General features: G+C 60.0%; 16 protein-coding genes and 1 pseudogene. 15 read left to right on the forward strand and 2 right to left on the reverse strand.

Translation table 11 applies throughout. The features are described 5' to 3' along the window. Positions 1 to 13: 13 nt before the first annotated feature. From BHD06_RS24335 to BHD06_RS13050, 7 genes and pseudogenes are all read left to right on the forward strand, one after another. Positions 14 to 1,477 carry a hypothetical protein gene (locus tag BHD06_RS24335; RefSeq protein ID WP_254892405.1) on the forward strand — a complete coding sequence of 488 codons (1,464 nt, stop codon included), beginning with the start codon at positions 14 to 16 and terminating at the stop codon, positions 1,475 to 1,477. Positions 1,478 to 1,567: 90 nt separating this feature from the next. Next, positions 1,568 to 2,275 (forward strand): annotated as a pseudogene (locus BHD06_RS13030) (IS6 family transposase); the annotation flags it as partial. Positions 2,276 to 2,324: 49 nt separating this feature from the next. Further along, complete coding sequence (locus BHD06_RS13035; RefSeq protein WP_254892406.1) at positions 2,325 to 4,016, forward strand: DNA-binding protein; 1,692 nt, start codon at positions 2,325 to 2,327, stop codon at positions 4,014 to 4,016. A 99-nt stretch (positions 4,017 to 4,115) separates the two neighbouring features. Next, a complete protein-coding gene (locus tag BHD06_RS13040) occupies positions 4,116 to 4,589 on the forward strand; it encodes a hypothetical protein (protein WP_080457422.1) in 474 nt (157 codons plus the stop codon). 385 nt (positions 4,590 to 4,974) lie between these two features. Continuing rightward, a complete protein-coding gene (locus tag BHD06_RS23770; RefSeq protein ID WP_176214352.1) occupies positions 4,975 to 5,139 on the forward strand; it encodes a hypothetical protein in 165 nt (54 codons plus the stop codon). A 254-nt stretch (positions 5,140 to 5,393) separates the two neighbouring features. Next, positions 5,394 to 6,446 carry a hypothetical protein gene (locus tag BHD06_RS13045; protein WP_080457423.1) on the forward strand — a complete coding sequence of 351 codons (1,053 nt, stop codon included), beginning with the start codon at positions 5,394 to 5,396 and terminating at the stop codon, positions 6,444 to 6,446. A 754-nt stretch (positions 6,447 to 7,200) separates the two neighbouring features. Further along, on the forward strand, positions 7,201 to 7,605 hold the full coding sequence (locus BHD06_RS13050; protein WP_080457424.1) for a single-stranded DNA-binding protein: 405 nt from the start codon (positions 7,201 to 7,203) through the stop codon (positions 7,603 to 7,605). A gap of 218 nt (positions 7,606 to 7,823) precedes the next feature. Here the strand turns inward: BHD06_RS13050 and BHD06_RS13055 are convergent, their stop codons facing one another. Further along, a complete protein-coding gene (locus BHD06_RS13055; RefSeq protein ID WP_254892407.1) occupies positions 7,824 to 8,291 on the reverse strand; it encodes a hypothetical protein in 468 nt (155 codons plus the stop codon). Here BHD06_RS13055 and BHD06_RS24340 point away from each other — a divergent pair. The 8 genes from BHD06_RS24340 (at position 8,274) to BHD06_RS13095 (ending at position 16,572) form a co-directional block, all read left to right on the forward strand. Beyond that, positions 8,274 to 8,897 (forward strand): cupin domain-containing protein, encoded by a 624-nt coding sequence (locus BHD06_RS24340; protein ID WP_254892408.1) that lies wholly within the window; start codon positions 8,274 to 8,276, stop codon positions 8,895 to 8,897. The genes BHD06_RS13055 and BHD06_RS24340 overlap by 18 nt on opposite strands. A 452-nt stretch (positions 8,898 to 9,349) precedes the next feature. Next, the gene (gcvA, locus tag BHD06_RS13065) at positions 9,350 to 10,270 is read left to right on the forward strand and encodes a transcriptional regulator GcvA (protein WP_080457427.1); all 921 of its coding nucleotides are present in this window, start codon (positions 9,350 to 9,352) and stop codon (positions 10,268 to 10,270) included. A 91-nt stretch (positions 10,271 to 10,361) separates the two neighbouring features. Continuing rightward, on the forward strand, positions 10,362 to 11,915 hold the full coding sequence (locus tag BHD06_RS13070; RefSeq protein WP_080457428.1) for a trimethylamine methyltransferase family protein: 1,554 nt from the start codon (positions 10,362 to 10,364) through the stop codon (positions 11,913 to 11,915). Positions 11,916 to 11,938: 23 nt separating this feature from the next. Then, the gene (locus tag BHD06_RS13075; protein ID WP_080457429.1) at positions 11,939 to 14,347 is read left to right on the forward strand and encodes an FAD-dependent oxidoreductase; all 2,409 of its coding nucleotides are present in this window, start codon (positions 11,939 to 11,941) and stop codon (positions 14,345 to 14,347) included. 170 nt (positions 14,348 to 14,517) lie between these two features. Then, positions 14,518 to 14,805, forward strand: coding sequence for a helix-turn-helix transcriptional regulator (locus tag BHD06_RS13080; RefSeq protein ID WP_080457450.1), 288 nt, complete (start codon positions 14,518 to 14,520; stop codon positions 14,803 to 14,805). Next, complete coding sequence (locus tag BHD06_RS13085) at positions 14,802 to 15,860, forward strand: permease (protein WP_080457430.1); 1,059 nt, start codon at positions 14,802 to 14,804, stop codon at positions 15,858 to 15,860. The genes BHD06_RS13080 and BHD06_RS13085 overlap by 4 nt, the downstream gene beginning before the upstream one ends. 35 nt (positions 15,861 to 15,895) lie before the next feature. Then, on the forward strand, positions 15,896 to 16,132 hold the full coding sequence (locus tag BHD06_RS13090) for a thioredoxin family protein (RefSeq protein WP_080457431.1): 237 nt from the start codon (positions 15,896 to 15,898) through the stop codon (positions 16,130 to 16,132). After that, positions 16,117 to 16,572, forward strand: a complete 456-nt coding sequence (locus BHD06_RS13095) for an OsmC family protein (protein WP_254892409.1) — start codon at positions 16,117 to 16,119, stop codon at positions 16,570 to 16,572. The genes BHD06_RS13090 and BHD06_RS13095 overlap by 16 nt, the downstream gene beginning before the upstream one ends. A gap of 17 nt (positions 16,573 to 16,589) precedes the next feature. Here BHD06_RS13095 and BHD06_RS13100 read toward each other — a convergent pair whose 3' ends face one another. Further along, positions 16,590 to 17,345 (reverse strand): DUF4158 domain-containing protein, encoded by a 756-nt coding sequence (locus tag BHD06_RS13100; protein WP_176214353.1) that lies wholly within the window; start codon positions 17,343 to 17,345, stop codon positions 16,590 to 16,592. Between the last annotated feature and the right edge of the window lie 252 nt (positions 17,346 to 17,597).

Below are 17,597 nucleotides of genomic sequence, written 5' to 3' on the forward strand. Positions count from 1 at the left end.
TAGGGCTATTCAAATGGCAGACCCAAACTCCGATCCCAGTACTATTGCCGTTTTAGCTGATATCTTGGTGTCAGACGGATATGTTCCGTTAAATTTTGGTGGCAACACATTCGAAATTAGGTATCAAGCTGGATACGTTACGCCGGATAGCTACGATCAAACAGAAGAAGCTATCAACGTAATTACAACAGTAACGTCGTTTGCGTTATCCTCGACAGGCTCAACCCTCATTCAAGGGCAAGGTGAAATCGTTTGGATCAATGTCACAAATGACCCAAACGGACAAGATTCTGGTGCGACTCGTCTGATGGGACAGCCGATTGTGAACATTAACACTACCCAAGTCGGCGACTTGTATCGTGCTGCAGATGGCACCTATCAAGAATTCAATTTGCAGCACATAGTGAACCACGAATTGGTACATATTTTTGGGGACCCGGAAGACACCCCAAATCATAATGCCATCACCAACGCCGCTAACGGTGAAACCTTTGGCGGGCCACCAAGAAGCGACAACTATTTCGATACGATTACTCAGGACAATTTCTGTTTCGGCCCTGAAGTCCCCATCGACATGTGGCCGCTCGATCCCGACCTCAAACCCGGCCTAGATGGCATCTACGATCAAGACGCGGTGCGCGCGAAGGTCTGGAAGAAGCCGATAGAGCTAATCCGCGTCGGCGATCTGGTGGTGTCGTTTGACGACGACGGCAACCTGGTCCCCGGCCCAGTAACGCGCACCTTCCAGAACAACGCCAAAATCCTGCTGGATTTCCACGGCACGCGCGTGACCCCCGGCCACGTCTACTACCGCCCGGACAGCAAGAAATCCTACAAATACGAAGCGCTGATCGACGTGCTGCGCGACGATGGCATGATCAAGCACCAGGATGGAACACTGATCCGCGCGGCCACCAATGTCCCCGTGGACAGCCCGCGTGACGGCTTCGTCCGCGCCATTGCTGGGAAGCGCAAAGCAGACGGCACATTGGAACAAACCGACGAAGGCCGCATCCGCCTCGGTACGCGCTTCCTTGTCGGCACTGGCAAGGAGCGCAAATCTTGGGCTGTGGCTGACCTGATTGAACACGGTGGCGGCTTCGTCGGCGATGACGAACTGATCCGCGTCGGTGATGGCGAGCCTATGCCATTCCTCTGGGATTTTGGCGAAACACTACCCAAACCTGAAGATTTCGTGCTCGCCTGTTCCGGTACGACGCTTGAGGACATCTACAAAGCCGCTGAATGGGAAAGCCAAGGCCCGCGCCTGCCTGCCCCGATGGTGCTGGATCGCGGCCCTGTTCAACCGCTCAAAGGTGCGGCGCTATCGGCCATGCCCCGCAACGAACCTCTCAATGTCGCACATGCTCCGATGGCACCCGCCAAGCCGCAACGCACCCTGAACCGCAAGCAGCGCAAGGCGATGGAAGCCAAGCAACGCAAAGCGGCCAAGTCCGGCAAACGGATCGCGGGCTGAGAGATGAGCCCCAAGGAGATCAAGCCCGGCGATACGGTCAAAGGGCATTGCCAACTTGCTGAGGCATCTTGGTGCGTCTAACGTTATGTCATGAGAATTCCAACCGAGATGCCGCGCCTGAAGGGCTATCGTTTCCCCCGTGAAGTCGTGGCCTATGCCGTATGGGCCTATCATCGCTTCGCGCTCAGCACGGCGGACGTCGAGGATCTGCTGGCTGAACGCGGTGTAACCGTCAGCCGGGAAACCGTGCGCAAGTGGGTGAACCGGTTTGGTAAGCATTTTGCCGATTGCATCAAGCGTGACCGTCAAACCGCGGCTGACAAATGGCATCTGGACGAAGTTGTCGTTCCGATCAACGGCGTGAAGCAATGGTTGTGGCGGGCGGTCGATACGAACGGGGACGTTCTGGATATCCTTGTTCAGCCGCGCCGCAATGCCAAAGCCGCCAAGCGTTTCCTTGCGCGGCTGATCGCCCGCTTTGGCAAACCGCGTGTCGTCGTGACTGACAAATTGCGCAGTTACATCAAACCGATCCGGGCTCTTGCGCCTAAGGCTGATCATCGGGCGCACAAAGGGCTCAACAACCGCATCGAAGGTTCCCATCGACCGACCCGCAAACGAGAGAAGCTGATGGGGCGGTTCAAATCGCCCCGACAGGCTCAGCGATTTCTGGATGCCCATGATCAGATCAACGTCGTCTTTCGTCCCCGCCGCTATCAACTCTCTGCCATCTCATATCGCCACGCCAGGGCCGACGCGTTCGACCTCTGGAAAGTCTACGCTGCCGAAATAACCGCCTGCCAGCCGCAGTTCTCACGCCTCTCAATCACGCAAAAACAAGTTGGCAATGCCCCTGAAACTCGCCGCCGTGGCCCCTGCCCTGCTCGAGCTCTACGCCGAGGACGAGATGACGCTGGAGCAGCTGATGGCCTTCACGGTCAATCCGGATCACGAGCGTCAGGTTCAGGTCTGGGAGGCGATCAAGTCTTCGTGGAACAAGGAGTCCTATCAGATCCGGCGGATGCTGACGGAAACCTCGGTGCGGGCATCGGACCGGCGCGCCGTCTTTGTCGGCGTCGAGGCGTACGAGGCGGCGGGCGGCACCATGTTGCATGACCTCTTCCAAGGCGATGACGGCGGTTGGCTAGAAGATCCTGCCCTGCTCGATCGTCTGGTCAGCGAAAAGCTTCAGGCTGAAGCCGAAGCGATTGCGACCGAAGGTTGGAAATGGATCGAGGTCTCGCTCGACCTGCCCTATGGCTACAGCCACGGTTTGCGGCGGCTAAGCGGAGACCCGGCGCCGATGACGGATGACGAAGGCGCGGCCCATGCCAAGCTGCTTGCCGAGTGCCGGGCGCTCGAAGAGCAATACGAGGGCCAGGATGAATTCCCCGAAGAGATCGACGCGCGACTTGGCGAGTTGGAAGTCGCGATGGAGAAGCTCGAGGCCCGGCCGCTGATCTTCGACGATGAGGAGATCGCACGGGCAGGGGCGTTCGTGACGCTTGACCGCTATGGCGAGCTTGCCGTTTATCGGGGCTTCGTGCGGCCCGAGGATGAGCCTCGGGAAGATGCCGACGTCCACAGCGGTGAACAGGCGGCAGACGGGCAGGGCGTTGAGCTTTCAGCGGGGAGCAATGTGGATGGTATCGGCCACGGCACGGTGATCACCTCTGCCGGTCAGGCGCTTGGTGCCAACGTGCCTGACGACGAGGACGATGGTGCACTGAAGCCCTTGCCCGAGCGGCTGATCATGGAGCTGACGGCGCACCGGACATTGGCACTGCGCGAAGCTGTCGGTCGCTCCCCTGACGTCGCGTTGACGCTGCTGCTCCTGAAGCTCGTCAACGATACCTTCCGGACGTCCAGTTCGGCCGGCAGCTGCCTCGAGGCTTCGGTGCGTCACGTCTACATGTCGGCGCAGGCGAGCGACCTGAAGGACAGCGTAGTGGCCAAGCTGGTGGACGATCGCCACGCGGAGTGGGAGACCGACCTTCCGCTTGGGGACGATGCCGCTCTCTGGGATTACCTGACCTCCCTCGATCAGGTGAGCCGGCTGTCCCTGCTCGCGCATTGCCTCAGCTTCGGGATCAACGCGCTCCACGAGAAGGTGAACCCCTATGGTGTTGGTATCTCGGCCAGCGGTTTGACCAGGCGGATGACCCAGTCCGACTTGGTCGCACAGGCGGTCGAACTCGACATGGTCGAGGCGGGCTGGAAGCCGACGGCCGATACCTACCTGAACCGCGTGCCCAAGGTGCGGATCCTCGAGGCTGTGCGCGAGGCGAAAGGGGAGGGGACGGCGCAGCTCCTCGATCATCTGAAGAAGGGCGAGATGGCGACCGAAGCCGAGCGTCTCTTGAAAGGCAGCGGCTGGTTGCCGGAGGTTCTTCGCCGTCACGACCTCGAGGCACTCGACGGTGTGGAAGGGCAGGGGGCGTCTGACTCCGACACCGAGCAGGCCGAAGATGTCGACCTGCCCGCCTTCCTTACAGCGGACTTGCCGAGCAATGAGGCATCGATGATGGCCGCGGAGTGATCTGCGCCATCCGAGGGCGGGGAAACCCGCCCTCAATCACATAAAACATAACAATATCAATAAGATGAATGCAACATGATGCATTCAGGATGAGGAATCATGTCTGCAACGACCATTCTCGATACCGCGCCCCTGGGCGCGCTCATTCGCTACACCGATAGCACACCGAAACCGCCTGCGCGGTTCACGAAGAAACTCGCGGCCTGGGAGCGCTCGAACGGCGTTGGCCGTCTCGTCAAGAAGGAGCCGCCACGACCCTATCCGACCTGGACGGCGCCGGCGTCGTTCACGCTGCACGAGGGGAACTTCTCCTCGGACGGGGTCATACTCGTGACGATCATGCGGACCCATTCGGCGGATAGCGCCTTGACCTTCGAGGTCGCTGAGGAACCACAGCCCGGGCAGGTGCGTGTCCTTTTGGATTTCGGCGGTTGCACGGAGCTGCTCCACCTGGCCGAGTCTGTCACGGCTGCGGAACTCTGGATCGCCAGAGAAGGCTATCGCAACGCGCGGCTGGAGATTGTCGGCAGCGAGGACGGCGATAGGGCAGGGAACGCAGAACTGGCCGCCTGAGCCTGAAAAATCCAAGGGGCCCGCCAAAGTGCGGGCCTCTCACCCATCACGACCCTGTCCTGCGAGATCGCGGGGCACCATAGGATCCAATCCAACACGGAAGGAGGTCTTCTACCAAATGTCTGCCGGGAGGCTGGCAGCGATAGCATCAGCGGGACACCCGGCTCCAGTCAGCGGTCGCACCATCCCCCGCTCGCCATTCCCTTCCTTGCCCCGAATCCTGTCTTCGAGATCAACCCGCGAGGGGTCGGACTACGGGCGAGCCCGTGCCGCCGGGTGGATTCGGACGAGCCGAACGCACCCGGTGATGTCAGCCAGTCTTCGGGCCAGCGGGGTCCTGTCGCGCGGGGGATGGTCCTCCGCCTCCAAGACAGGAGCCAAACAGATGTCCCGCAAAGATGCACATGCCTTCGCCGCCTCCCTCGCCGCCACGCTCATGGTTTCGATCGTCGTCTTCCAGGCAAGTGATGGAACCTTTGGCGCCGTCCCCGCCGATGAGATCGACGGAGACGAGGTACAGGTGGTGGGTGAGATCGACCCCTGGGCGTAACGCTCACGGGATCGAAGACGGCTCGGGTTCGGAGCAAGGCTCCGATCCGGGCCTTTCGCCTGTCCACCGTTCCGGCCGGCCGGCAGAATGAGCCGACGATGGTCGGCATGCCTTTGGATTAAGAAAACAAGCTCGAGCGTCAGCCAACCTGGCTTTGCCCAGACATCAGCGGTCAATTGCAGTGCAATGAATGCAGCTTGAACATCGTCAGGGTTCGTCGGAAACTGCGTTGTATTTGGTTCAGGTCACGTCGCATGCTCTACAAATCATTGATTTCCTTATACGGTTCATCGCTTGCGGGTAAATCGGCTCCTGCTGACGACCTGGTTTGGCACTTTACGCCGTCCGAGGATCTGAGGCTTTTTCGCGAGTATGCGCTCGATGCCCTACAGCAGGCAAAAGTATACCTGCTCGACCATATGGCTGCAGCCTATGCCGATACGCTTCATGACGCAGTCGCCAAGCAGGCTTCGGAAACCGGTCTTCCCGCAATGGCCATTCTGGGTGAGGTAAAGCTCCCCGCCGACGTTGTTTGGGTCGAATTTGACGATAGAGAGCTGGGTGTCGCGCGCTTTGAACGGGCTTCACATGTAACGAGACATGACGACAAACCCATAGGCACTGGTCTACGCGGCTATCTCATCGATGATCGAAACAATGGCCACTTGCGCATCACGATGTTCCATCGCCGCGACAATTCGCGGGTCGTCGATCCAATCTGCGCTTTGCTCGTGAAGCGAACTCCGACAGGCGAGTTGAACTACGACAACGTCGAAGTCGAGTTGAGCCGTTCCATGGTCGAATTCCGTGTGCGGAGCGGTGATACGATGGAAATGATCAACGGTCGGCGCACGGTGCACCAAGTTGAAACAGGCTACGATCTTTTCATCCCCTACGCGCTCTTTGCGATGCTGGCTTCCCCGGACTTGGGTGGCATCATTCCCACGGAAAACGAGACGTTCACAGCCAAGGATGCCAAGACCGCTCGAAAATTCGGGAAGTCCTGGATTCTAGGCGCGCAGAAATCCCATCTTACAATCCGCATTGGTCCGCAGGCCGCGGCTCACATGGAGGAGCGGCAGGCTCGCCTTGAGTTCGAGCGTCAGGTCCAGGACGGGCGAAGCGGCCCTGTTCGCCATTGGGTGAGCGAACATGAGCGGCGCTATCGCAGCGGTAAGGTTGTGTTGGTGAAGGGGCACCACAGAGGGCAATTGCCTGCGCCTAATCTGCCAACGCGTGTGATGGGACCAAGACCCGAGGCAACGATTTTCGAGTTGGACGCAGTTGATCCGTCCAACCCGGACTGAACCCGGAGTTTTCCATGCAGCCATGTCGTCTGCCGTCAATCTATCCTCGCCACATTGACGAACAGCCGTAGTTTCCGGCCGTGACCGGACCAGGTCGCCGCCAAAAGCTCAGGGTGCCGGAAACCCTGAGATGCCGGCGCACAAGCGGTTTCAATTCTCCCCGATCAGTTCGGCCAGAAAGTGGTTCATCCCGTGGCGATGGCTTCCGCCTTGGTGCAACCTTTCGCCATCTGCCAATCCGAGACCGTGGAGATTGACCTGGCGACTTTCTTCCGCATTTTCTGCAGAGCGTTGGGCGACAATGTCCCGAGATCGAAATCAGCCGTTGGTGCGGTCCGTGTCCGGGATGTTCCGGTATCGATAGCCTGTCGCGACAAGGCCCTGCATTCCCCTGCAGGGAAGGGCAGGGGGGCGAGAGCTGGTGATCGTCACTTTGGCCGCTGGTGGGGTGCTGGGCTTTGGGTCAAACAGTTCCGATCGGCTAAGGGACATGGTCTGGCATGGGCTCCCCGCATCTCTCTGCTTTCTAGGCCATCCCTTCGACTGACAATCCCCTAATCCCGTTCGGTCTCCTGCGCGCAACCCCGCGTCAGTCCGGGCCGTGTTGGCCGCCTTTGGCGTCCTGCCCGCTCCACCCCGGCCCTCTGGGGGTTTCCGGCGTCCATGCTGTCCGCCGTGCACGCGTCATCCGACGGGCTTCTTCAGGGTCTTGTCGAAGGGACGGTCCCGAAGACAGGACACACAGGAGCTTATCATGCAGAACATCGTCATCCTCGCCGGCAACATCGGTCAGACCCCCGAAGTCCGCACCACCCAGGGCGGCACCAAGATCACCAACTTCAGCCTCGCCACCTCCCGCCCCCGCCTCTCGGAAGGTCGCGTCCTGCGCGACGAGAACGGCTACCGGATCATGGACACCGAATGGCACCGCATCACCTGCTTCAACGGTCTCGGCAAGACGGTCGCCGAGCACTGCGAGAAGGGCATGAAGGTCCTCGTCCATGGCCGCATCCACTACAGCAAGTGGATCGACAGCATGGGCAACGACCGCTACGGCTGCGAGATCATCGCCGAGAAGGTCGATTTCCTGAGCCGCCCGAAGTCGGCCGAGAACGAAAACCCCGAGCTGGTCGACCGCGACGACGAGATCCCGTTCTGAGGAACGGGGTCTCCCGCCGGGCCTCCCCCCTCGGGCCCGGCTGGCAACCCGCCGGGCTCGAACGGTCTATCCGGACCGGACCTTCGCCGTCCGTGCGGCGAATTCACACTCCGAGCCCATAGTGACAAATGCGGCGATTTGTCTGGATGGCAGCAATTGAGCGTCACACTGACGCTTAATCTAAAACGCGACGCCGCGTACCGGTAGTCTGGCAAGGTTCATTTGCTCCATGAATGCACATGAACATCACGCCCAGAGTGACCCTTCATGATCTTGACGGCCAGTTCTTCTCGCTCCTTGTCACGAACCCGGACCCAGAGAAGGATACCGCCGTGCTCGATCTGTTTCGTGTAATAATCCTTGTGGTGTTTGCCCACGCGGCGTGCCAGCAACGTTCCGATTACTGCCGCCGGGCTGCCACCGATTGCAATGGCGGCTATGGATGCGGCGAGCGTGCTGATCGGCGTGAGCATCGCGGCCATGGCGATGTATGAGCCGACAAAGAAGAACCCTCCGACTATGGCGCCTTCCAGTTCACCAATGGCTTCCTCGGAGACGAAATGCGCGCGCGGGGCCAGCGGGTCGTCTTCCAACTTGGCCGACCGCCAGAATGCCTTGCCGAACTTTTCTTTCAGAACCTTTTCGTCCGCCAAGAGGCTACTGTCGGAATGATGAATCCCGACCATTCGCAGATCGTAGAACGCTTGTTGCAGATCCTTGAACGTGTCGAAAACGCCGACGGCCTCCTGCTTCCAATTTGCCAGTTGATACCTTTGAACATATTCGGGATATGCAATGCATTGACGTGGGTCAAAGACTGCACGACGGTCTGGGCTTACCGATTACCGGCGAAGACAGCTCGACTCGCGCCATTTTGCTTCAAGGAGACCGCCAAGATGAAGGGTTTTGCCGACGACATTGAAAAGCTGACCGAAGAGAATGACAACTTCCGTGAGGTTCTCTATACTGGAAAGAGCATTCAACTGGTGCTCATGGCGCTCAAGCCGGGCGAGGAAATCGGCGAGGAAGTTCACGACGACCGAGATCAGTTCTTTCGTTTTGAAACAGGAAGCGGTGAAGTCTGGATCGACGACGTGGCTAACCAGGTGAAGGCTGATGACGGTGTTATCGTTCCTGCAGGGGCCAAGCACAACGTCATCAACACCGGATCGGAACCACTGCGTCTTTACACAATCTACGGGCCGCCCGAGCACGTCGAAGGCACCGTCCACAAGACCAAAGCTGAAGCCGACGCATCGCACGAACACTTTGATGGGCGTACAACTGAATAGCATCACACAGGAGATGGACACACTGGCGACTGAGGTGCCCCTAGTTTCCTAGACACCTGCCTCGTTCGGTTTCCACTGCCTGATCTCGAAATCAACGAGCACGATCGGCCGGCTTCTCAGCTGCGGAGCAAAGTGAGAATTCACGCCGCCGCAGAACTTTCGGTGTTGCGTGCGCACGCAGCAAAAAATGAACTCACAGGATGGGCTCGAACCGCGTCTTCGCCCCAACTGATACGCACGGCGGCACAGTGCGGATAAAGTGCGCTTTCGATGCAGGCGCACCAATGGCCGCATGTGGGCGCGGCCCGTCAAGATCGAAGCAGAACGCTCATCCATTTGACCCACAGGCCGCTGTGTTCAAGTAAATCTCCTGTCTGGACAAGGTATCCTCAGGCTGTGCATTTCTTTGAACGATGCATTAATCCTGCTTTTGCAAGTTTGAAGGAGCTGCGATGAGAAAATACGCGTTGCCAGCTTTGTCCCAGCTTCACACGTTTGAGGCGGTCTCCCGGCGGATGAGCTTCACTGCCGCCGCCGACGAATTGTGCCTGACGCAAAGCGCGGTCAGCCGACAGATCAAGGCTCTGGAGGCCGCGCTTGGCCGACCCTTGTTCCTGCGCAAACACCGCGCCATCGAGTTGACGCCCGAGGGTCGGCAGTTGTTTGATGCGGTGAGGCGGGGGCTGGATGAAATCGGGCGCTGTGTGACGGAGTTGCGTGCGACTGGTGATGCGCCTCAGATCACGGTTGCAGCCTCGGTTGCCTTCTCCTACTACTGGCTGATGCCGCGGCTGGTGCGGTTCTCCGAACGTCACCCGGATATCGACCTGCGCGTTCTGGCAACGGACCAGGCAGTTGACCTGACACGAGACGAGGCCGACGTCGCAGTGCTTTACGGCGAAGGCGCCTGGGAGGGAGTTGAATCCCGGAAGCTGTTTGCCGAGAAGGTCTATCCGGTTTGCAGTCCTACCTACCTGCGGGGTCACCCCGAACTGCGCCGCCCTGCCGACCTGCTCGATCAAACACTTTTGCACCTGGATGGCGGCGGTAATATCTGGGGCGCTGTCGACTGGCAGGTTTGGCTGGCGCTGCAAGGTGTCACTGGCCAGCCGGTGCGCCGGGGCATCCGTCTGAACAGCTATCCGATGGTGGTGCAAGGGGCGGAGGTCGGGCGCGGTGTTGCCCTGGGGTGGAGCTACATCACGGATGAAATGCTGGAAAGCGGGCAACTGGTTTGTCCATTGGATTTGCCGTTGGAGACTCGGCACAGCTATTACATCGGCGCATTGCAGGACAAGGTGACGCAGCCCGAGATTGCCGCCTTTCTGCAATGGATGATGGAAGAATGCAAACCTGGCGAAGCCTTCGCATGATCTGTGGGAATGCGTCGCATTCAAAATGATCGTTTGAGAGAACCGCTAATTCGCAGCTTACTGAGCCTCGGGAAACGCCGCGAGGTCGCTCATGTCCGCAATCGCTATTCGCAATCCGAACCGCCGAGGCCGCACAAGGCACGAAGCAGCCGCAGTGGCAGCCCCCGTCAACCCGGGTATGGTTGGCGGGCAGTACCATCCCCTCAGCCAATCAGAGATGGTGCGTATCCACGAACTGGTGCTACGGCTTTTGGCTGATCTTGGTCTCAGCCAGATCACCCCCAGCCTTGAGGCGCGCGCCGTCACGGCTGGCTGCTGGGTGGACGATGCGGGCCGCCTGCGCTTCCCGCGCGCATTGGTCGATGATGTGATTGCGCGAACCAGGCGGAAGTTCATCTTGCACGGAATAGACCCCGCGCATGATATCGAGATCGGCGGCAAGCGGGTGCATACGGGCACCGGCGGGGCGGCCCCGACGATCATGGACTTCCACAGCGGCAAATACCGTGAAAGCACGTTGGCCGACCTCTATGACATCGCGCGGCTGGTGGACCGGATGGACAATATCCACTGGTATCACCGCTCGGTCGTGGCGCGGGATACGAATACGATCCTCGATCTGGATATCAACACCACCTACGCCTGCCTCTCGGGCACCACGAAATCCATCGCGGTCAGCTATACCGACAGCACCAGCGTGCGTGCCGTGATCCCGATGCTGGACGCCGTGGCAGGCGGTGAGGGCAAGTTCCGCGAGCGCCCCTTCTGCACGGCTGTCTGCTGCCATGTCGTACCGCCCATGCGGTTTGCGACCGAAAGCTGCGATGCTCTGGAGGCGGCGGTCGAGGCCGGCATGCCAATTCTTCTGGTGGCCGCAGGCCAGGCCGGGGCCACCGCGCCTGCCGCCTTGGCCGGGGCCGTCGCGCAAGCCTGTGCCGAGGTGCTGGCCGGGTTGGTTCTTTGCAACATTATTGATCCAAATTGCCGGGGCATCTTTGCCACCTGGCCCTTCGTCAGCGACCTGCGCACCGGGGCGATGTCCGGAGGCTCCGGCGAACAGGCGCTGCTTTCCGCGGCCTGCGCGCAGATGGCCGGTTTTTACGACCTGCCCAACTCGGTCCCTGCGGGCATGACCGACAGCAAGCTGCCGGATATGCAGGCGGGCGGCGAAAAGGGATATACCATCTCGCTGGCGGCCCATGCCGGGGCTTCGATGATCCATGAATGCGCGGGTATGCAGGGTAGCCTGATGGGCACCAGTTTCGAAAGCTACGTGCTGGACAATGATCTGATCGGGGCGATCCTGCGCACCGTCAAAGGGATCGAGGTCAGCGAGGACACGCTGAACTTTGACACGATCAGCGACGTGGTGCTCGGGGAAGGCCACTATCTTGGCCATCCGCAGACTTTTGCCCGGATGAAGTCCGACTTTCTTTACCCCGGGATCGCCGATCGCCGCAGCATCAGCGCGTGGGAAGAAGCCGGTGCCCGCGACGCCCGCGCGGTCGCGAGGGACAAGGTGCAAGCGATTCTGGCGGAACACTTCCCCCGTCACATCCCCGAGCAGCTGGACCGGCAACTGCGGGACAATTTCAACATCATCCTGCCAAGGGCACGGATGTCTGCCGGTAATGGCACCTGGTAGCCCCAACGAGGAAAGGAACAGCGATGCAGTCTCATGCGAAAGTGGTGATCGTGGGTGGCGGCATGATGGGGGTGGGTCTTGCCTATCACTTGGCCGAGGAGGGCTGGACCGACGTGGTGCTGATCGAAAAGGGCGAACTGACCAGCGGGTCGACCTGGCACGCGGCGGGCCAGTGCCCCAGCTTCATCGGCAATTACAACATGGCCAAGATCCATCACTACTCCAACACGCTTTACCCGCGGCTGGAAGAGATCACCGGCCAGCCCGCGGGCTGGCACGGCTGCGGCGGCATCCGGCTGGCCACCACGCAGGAGGAGGTGGACTGGTTCAACTACGTCGCCGGTTTCGCGCCCAATGTGGGCTTCCACATGGAGGTGATCGGCCCCGACCGTATCAGAGAGCTAAACCCCTGGCTGCGGACCGATGGCGTTCTTGCCGGGGCCTGGACCAACATGGATGGCCACGTGGACCCCTCCAGCGCCTGCAACGCCATGGCGGCGGGTGCCCGCCAGAACGGCGCCACGATCGTCCGCCGCAACCGGGTGACGGACATCAACCAACGGCCCTCGGGCGAATGGGAGGTGGTGACCGAACAGGGCAACATAACCTGCGAACACGTGGTCAATGCCGGTGGGTGCTACGCGCGCGAGGTCGGTCTTTGGGTCGGGCTGGATACGCCGATCACCAATATGGAACACCACTACCTCGTCACCGAGGCGTTGGACGCGTTCAAGGACTGGAAGGGTGAATTGCCGGTCATGCGCGATCCGGCCACCGCCGGGTACTACCGGCAGGAGCAGAAATCCGGCCTCGTCGGCATCTACGAGCATTACGGAGCCAAGGAAGCCTGGGACAGCCGCGGCGGTTTTCCCGAATGGAACAGCGAGAACGAACTGTTCGCCGGTGATATCGACCGCATCGCGCCCTGGCTGGAACAGGCATTCGAGCGAATGCCTATCTTTGCGGAGGCCGGGATCAAGCGCATCATCAACGGGGCCATTCCGCATACGCCCGACGGCAATCCGCTGGCAGGCCCCGCGCCGGGGTTGCGCAATTTCTGGCAGTGCTGCGGTGCGTCCATCGGTATCGCGCAAGGCGCCGGTGTCGGCAAGTATCTGGCGCAATGGATGGTCCATGGCGACAGCGAGATCAACATGGCCTGCTGCGACCCGCGCCGCTTTGGCGCCTTCGCCGACCAGACCTATACCCGCACCAAGAGCTTCGAGGATTATCACGAGATGTTCGTGACGCCCCTGCCCGGGCGCGAGGCGGCAGCGGGGCGCGAAGTGCGCAAGACATCGCTTTACGCACCGCTCAAGGCAAAGGGTGCCGCCTATACCACCGTCTTCGGTTGGGAACGTGCAAAATACTTCGCCCCCGAAGGCTTTGTCGAAGACCTCCAATTTCGTCGCAATAACACCTTCGATATCGTGGCAGAGGAATGCCGCGCCGTGCGCAAACGTGTCGGCATCTGCGATCTGTCGAGCTTTGCCAAGTTCGACGTGACCGGCCCGGGGGCCGATGCGCTTCTGGACCGGCTGACCGCCAACCGCCTGCCGGCGAAACAGGGCGGCATCAACCTGACCCATGTGCTGTCAGAAAATGGCCGGATCATCGGCGAATGGACCATCACCCGGCTGGCCGATGACCGGTTCTATGTGCTCACCGGGGCAGGGGCCGAATTGCAGGCGCTCGATCAGCTGAGCGAGGCGGGCAACGATGTGACCGTGACCAATCTGACCGACGATTACGGCATGTTGGTCGTGGCCGGGCCCAAGGCGCGTGATTTGTTGCAACCGCTGACCGACGCCGACCTCACCACCCCCAGCTTTCGCTGGCTGTCGGGGCAAGAGATCACCGTTGCCGACGTGCCCCTCCGTGCCCTGCGCGTGAACTACGTGGGTGAACTTGGCTGGGAACTGCATGCCCCGATGGCGGAACTGGTAAAGCTCTACGATGCCATTTGGGAGGTCGGCGAACCCCACGGCATTGCCGATTTCGGCGTGCATGCGGTGAACAGCCTGCGGATGGAAAAGGCCTATCTCGGTATGAATACGGAACTGACCAACGAGATCACACTGATCGAGGCCGACAGCACACGTTTCTATGCTCCCGACAAGGGTGATTTCCGAGGCCGTGCCGCGACCGAAGCTGTCCGCCAGAAAGGCGTGGCTACGAAACTCGTCTATGGCGAAGTGGACGCCTCCGATTGCGACATCTACGGTGGCGAGGCAGTCATGCAGGGCGACAGGGTGGTCGGAGTCTGCACTTCGGGCGGCTACGGCCATGCGACGGGAAAGAGCCTCGGGTTTGCCTATGTTAAACCGGACGCAACCGACGGGCTGGAGGTCCTCATCCTGGGCGAACGCCGCGCCTTCACCCTGCTGGACGCTCCGGTTTGGGATCCTTCCAGCGCACGGCAAAAGGCATGAACGTCGCGATGGTTAACAGTTGCACTTATGCGGCCGAACCATCCATCTGAGATAATCGTGGCGCAGTTGCCCCGCGCGCCAATGGCATCTTTCCTTGAGGGACCTGCATCCAATCGGGCCAATTGATATGGATCAACGCGCATATGCGGCAAAGCGCATATACACGCGTCATGCAAGAGATATTGGACGCCCTTTGTGATTCGACCCGCCGTGCGGCCCTCGCCATCCTTTGGGATGGGGGCGAGCATTGCGTTTGCGAATTGATGGAACGGCTCGATGCGAGCCAAAGCCGCATGTCGCGACACATGAAGATGTTGCGCGAAGCTGGTCTGGTTGTTGACCGGCGCGATGCGCAATGGGTCAGGTATCGGCAAAACCCTGATATCCCTACTGAAATCGCGGCCGTTCTCTCTGCCGTTTTGAACGCGGAAAAACTTTTTGAACAGGAATTGGCATGACGACCGAAACCCACGACATTTCTCCGAAACACCAGACGGCCGACTGGGTCTGGTATGCAGCAGTCCTTGGTGCTGCTGTCCTTGGCTGGCTGGCATACGGTCAGTTGATCCCGTTTTCCGAATGGGTCACCGCCCTGTTTCCCGTTGCCCGCGACAGTCACACCGGCGAGGCAATCGCGTTCTTCATCTATGACGTGCCCAAGGTGCTTTTGCTCCTCACGGGCATCGTCTTCGTCACGGGTGTGCTGCGCAGCTGGTTCAGCCCCGAGAAGACACGCGCAATCCTTGCGGGCAAGCGCGAGATATTTGGTTATCCTCTGGCCGCCTTACTCGGCGTGCTGACACCGTTCTGTTCCTGCTCGTCCGTGCCGCTCTTCATCGGGTTCGTCTCCGCAGGTGTTCCCTTGGGCGTGACGTTTTCGTTCCTGATTGCAGGTCCGATGGTCGGCCCTGTCGGGCTCGGGCTTCTCTATGCGCTGGTCGGGTGGAAAATCGCCACGATCTACCTTGTGTTCGGTTTTACAATTGCCACGGTCGCAGGCTACGTGATGGGCAAGATGAAGCTGGAGCGCTACCTGCAGGACTGGGTGCGCGATCTGAATGCGGGCCCTGTTGGCGACCTGCCCGAGGAGGCCGTCACATTCGTCGACAGGTTGAAGGTCGGCGCAGAGCAAATCCGCGAGATTGTCGGCAAGGTCTGGATCTGGGTGCTGGTCGGCATAGGTATCGGCGCGTTGATCCACGGCTATGTCCCCGAAGAGATGATGCTGCGGATAATGGGGGGGGAGGCATGGTGGTCGGTGCCGGCCGCGGTCGTTGTGGGAGTGCCGATGTACACCAATGCCGCGGGTGTCATTCCCATCGTCGAGGCGCTGCTCGGCAAGGGCGCCGCCCTTGGCACGACGCTCGCTTTCATGATGTCGGTGATCGCGCTGTCGCTGCCGGAAATGATCATTCTCAAACAGGTGCTGACCCTGCGTCTGATCGCGATCTTCATCGCCGTTGTCTCGGCCGGCATCCTCGCCACCGGCTATCTCTTCAACTTCCTTCTGTAACCGACCTCATAGATACGCACTTGAAAGGACATCCCGTGAAATCTGTCAAAGTCTTCGGCCCCGGCTGCAAGCGCTGTGAAACCACCGAGAAAATGGTGCGCGACGCGGCTGCGAAACTGGGCATTGATGTCGCCATCGAAAAGGTGACGGATGCCAGATCCATCGCAATAGCGGGTGTCATGTCGACACCGGGGCTCGCGGTTGATGGAAAGCTCGTCCACGCGGGTGGACTTCCCGACGAAGCCAGGCTGGAGAAATGGCTGACAGCGTGAGTTTGCCGGACGTCGACCTTTTTGGAGTGAAAGACATGCTTGAGTATGACGTGACCGCCCGCCGGATCGACAGTCACGGATCAGAAGCCCGTGCAAAGGATGCACGGATCGTTTTGGACACAGACATGGCGGGCCGCGACGACGCGTTCAATCCGGCAGAAATGCTATTGGCGAGCTTGGCGGCCTGCATGCTGAAAGGGGCCGAGCGGGTGGCGCCCATGCTCGGGTTTGATCTGCGGGCGATTGACATCAAACTGCATGGAGTCCGACAGGACAGCCCACCGAAAATGGTCCGTATCGACTACGAGATCGTGGTCGATACGGACGAGAGCGATCAGAGGCTCGACCTTTTGCACCGCAACATCCGCAAATATGGCACCATTTCCAACACGCTGAGTGAGGCAACCGAACTCGCCGGAACCATCCGGCGAACGGATTGAAACAAACCGCATGGTCGTCAAGAATTCTCGGGGGCATGACGGCGCATTTCCGAGGCGGTTTCACCTTCTACCTGACGCGCAAGCCGCGCAATCCATCCCCGCTCGACCCTATCAAGAACAGCCATTGGTAGATCGAGACCATCGACAAAGGACACCTTCCTAGCTGCCAGCAACACGCTTTCCAGCGTTGCCGCGCCCACATCATCCTTCAGTCGCTGAAACCCCGTATCGGCCAAAGGCTCCGAGAGCGCCCATTCTAGTTGCTCAATGGTTTCGGCGTGGAGCAGCGCACCTACACGCATCAGAAAACCATCGCGAAAATCCCGGCGGGCAGCGCGGGCAAGGCGTTCCATGAGCTTGTCTGACGGGATAAAAACGCCCAGCTGCCGCGCCTGGTCAAAACCACGTTCGATCCAGTCTGCCAAGGTCAGGTCCTGCCCACCAAGCTGCTCAATCATCCAGGCCTGGAGATTGGCGCGGTCACGATCAGAAGCTCGACGAAATCCAAGAAAATCGAGAATGCCCGCACGTTGCCGTCGCGCGGTATCACTGGAAAATGAGTAGGAAAGATCGTCTGTCGCCCCAATCTGATCCGCAACGTACGCGATCACATCAGGGTCAAGATCACTGCGGTCGGCAGGAAACCTTGCATGTTGGCGAAAAAAGAGGAGCTGGCATGCAATCGCTACCCGAGACTTCGCCCCGAACCGATTGAGAAATTCAAAATCAGAATACGAAAGCCCCCACACCGAGGCAAATGCTTGCTCTGTCATGACACCTCCAGACGCAAGCATCATCCAACATCAGCTCTGACCGTCAATCAGCCTTTTGTTCTCAACATGTTCTCTCAAAAGCCCAAATACGCAGCTTCGGGCCAGCCAGGCCTACTGGGCCGACTGCCGGGGCGAGGGACAGGAGTGGCGCGAACGCACCCTGCTGATGACGCGCATGGGCGGCGATCTGATCGTGATCGGCAACGGCTGGGCGGAACGCTATGCGCCCTGCCCAAACCTGCAACCGAGGCT

The organism is Roseovarius sp. A-2 (assembly GCF_002072155.1).
Lineage (GTDB): Bacteria > Pseudomonadota > Alphaproteobacteria > Rhodobacterales > Rhodobacteraceae > Roseovarius.

Coding starts and splice junctions, on each gene's coding strand:
- BHD06_RS24335 (WP_254892405.1), top strand. CDS start 14: ATGGCAGACCCAAACTCCGATCCCAGTACTATTGCCGTTTTAGCTGAT.
- BHD06_RS13035 (WP_254892406.1), top strand. CDS start 2,325: ATGCCCCTGAAACTCGCCGCCGTGGCCCCTGCCCTGCTCGAGCTCTAC.
- BHD06_RS13040 (WP_080457422.1), top strand. CDS start 4,116: ATGTCTGCAACGACCATTCTCGATACCGCGCCCCTGGGCGCGCTCATT.
- BHD06_RS23770 (WP_176214352.1), top strand. CDS start 4,975: ATGTCCCGCAAAGATGCACATGCCTTCGCCGCCTCCCTCGCCGCCACG.
- BHD06_RS13045 (WP_080457423.1), top strand. CDS start 5,394: ATGCTCTACAAATCATTGATTTCCTTATACGGTTCATCGCTTGCGGGT.
- BHD06_RS13050 (WP_080457424.1), top strand. CDS start 7,201: ATGCAGAACATCGTCATCCTCGCCGGCAACATCGGTCAGACCCCCGAA.
- BHD06_RS24340 (WP_254892408.1), top strand. CDS start 8,274: ATGATGAATCCCGACCATTCGCAGATCGTAGAACGCTTGTTGCAGATC.
- BHD06_RS13055 (WP_254892407.1), bottom strand. CDS start 8,291: ATGGTCGGGATTCATCATTCCGACAGTAGCCTCTTGGCGGACGAAAAG.
- gcvA (WP_080457427.1), top strand. CDS start 9,350: ATGAGAAAATACGCGTTGCCAGCTTTGTCCCAGCTTCACACGTTTGAG.
- BHD06_RS13070 (WP_080457428.1), top strand. CDS start 10,362: ATGTCCGCAATCGCTATTCGCAATCCGAACCGCCGAGGCCGCACAAGG.
- BHD06_RS13075 (WP_080457429.1), top strand. CDS start 11,939: ATGCAGTCTCATGCGAAAGTGGTGATCGTGGGTGGCGGCATGATGGGG.
- BHD06_RS13080 (WP_080457450.1), top strand. CDS start 14,518: ATGCAAGAGATATTGGACGCCCTTTGTGATTCGACCCGCCGTGCGGCC.
- BHD06_RS13085 (WP_080457430.1), top strand. CDS start 14,802: ATGACGACCGAAACCCACGACATTTCTCCGAAACACCAGACGGCCGAC.
- BHD06_RS13095 (WP_254892409.1), top strand. CDS start 16,117: ATGGCTGACAGCGTGAGTTTGCCGGACGTCGACCTTTTTGGAGTGAAA.
- BHD06_RS13100 (WP_176214353.1), bottom strand. CDS start 17,345: ATGACAGAGCAAGCATTTGCCTCGGTGTGGGGGCTTTCGTATTCTGAT.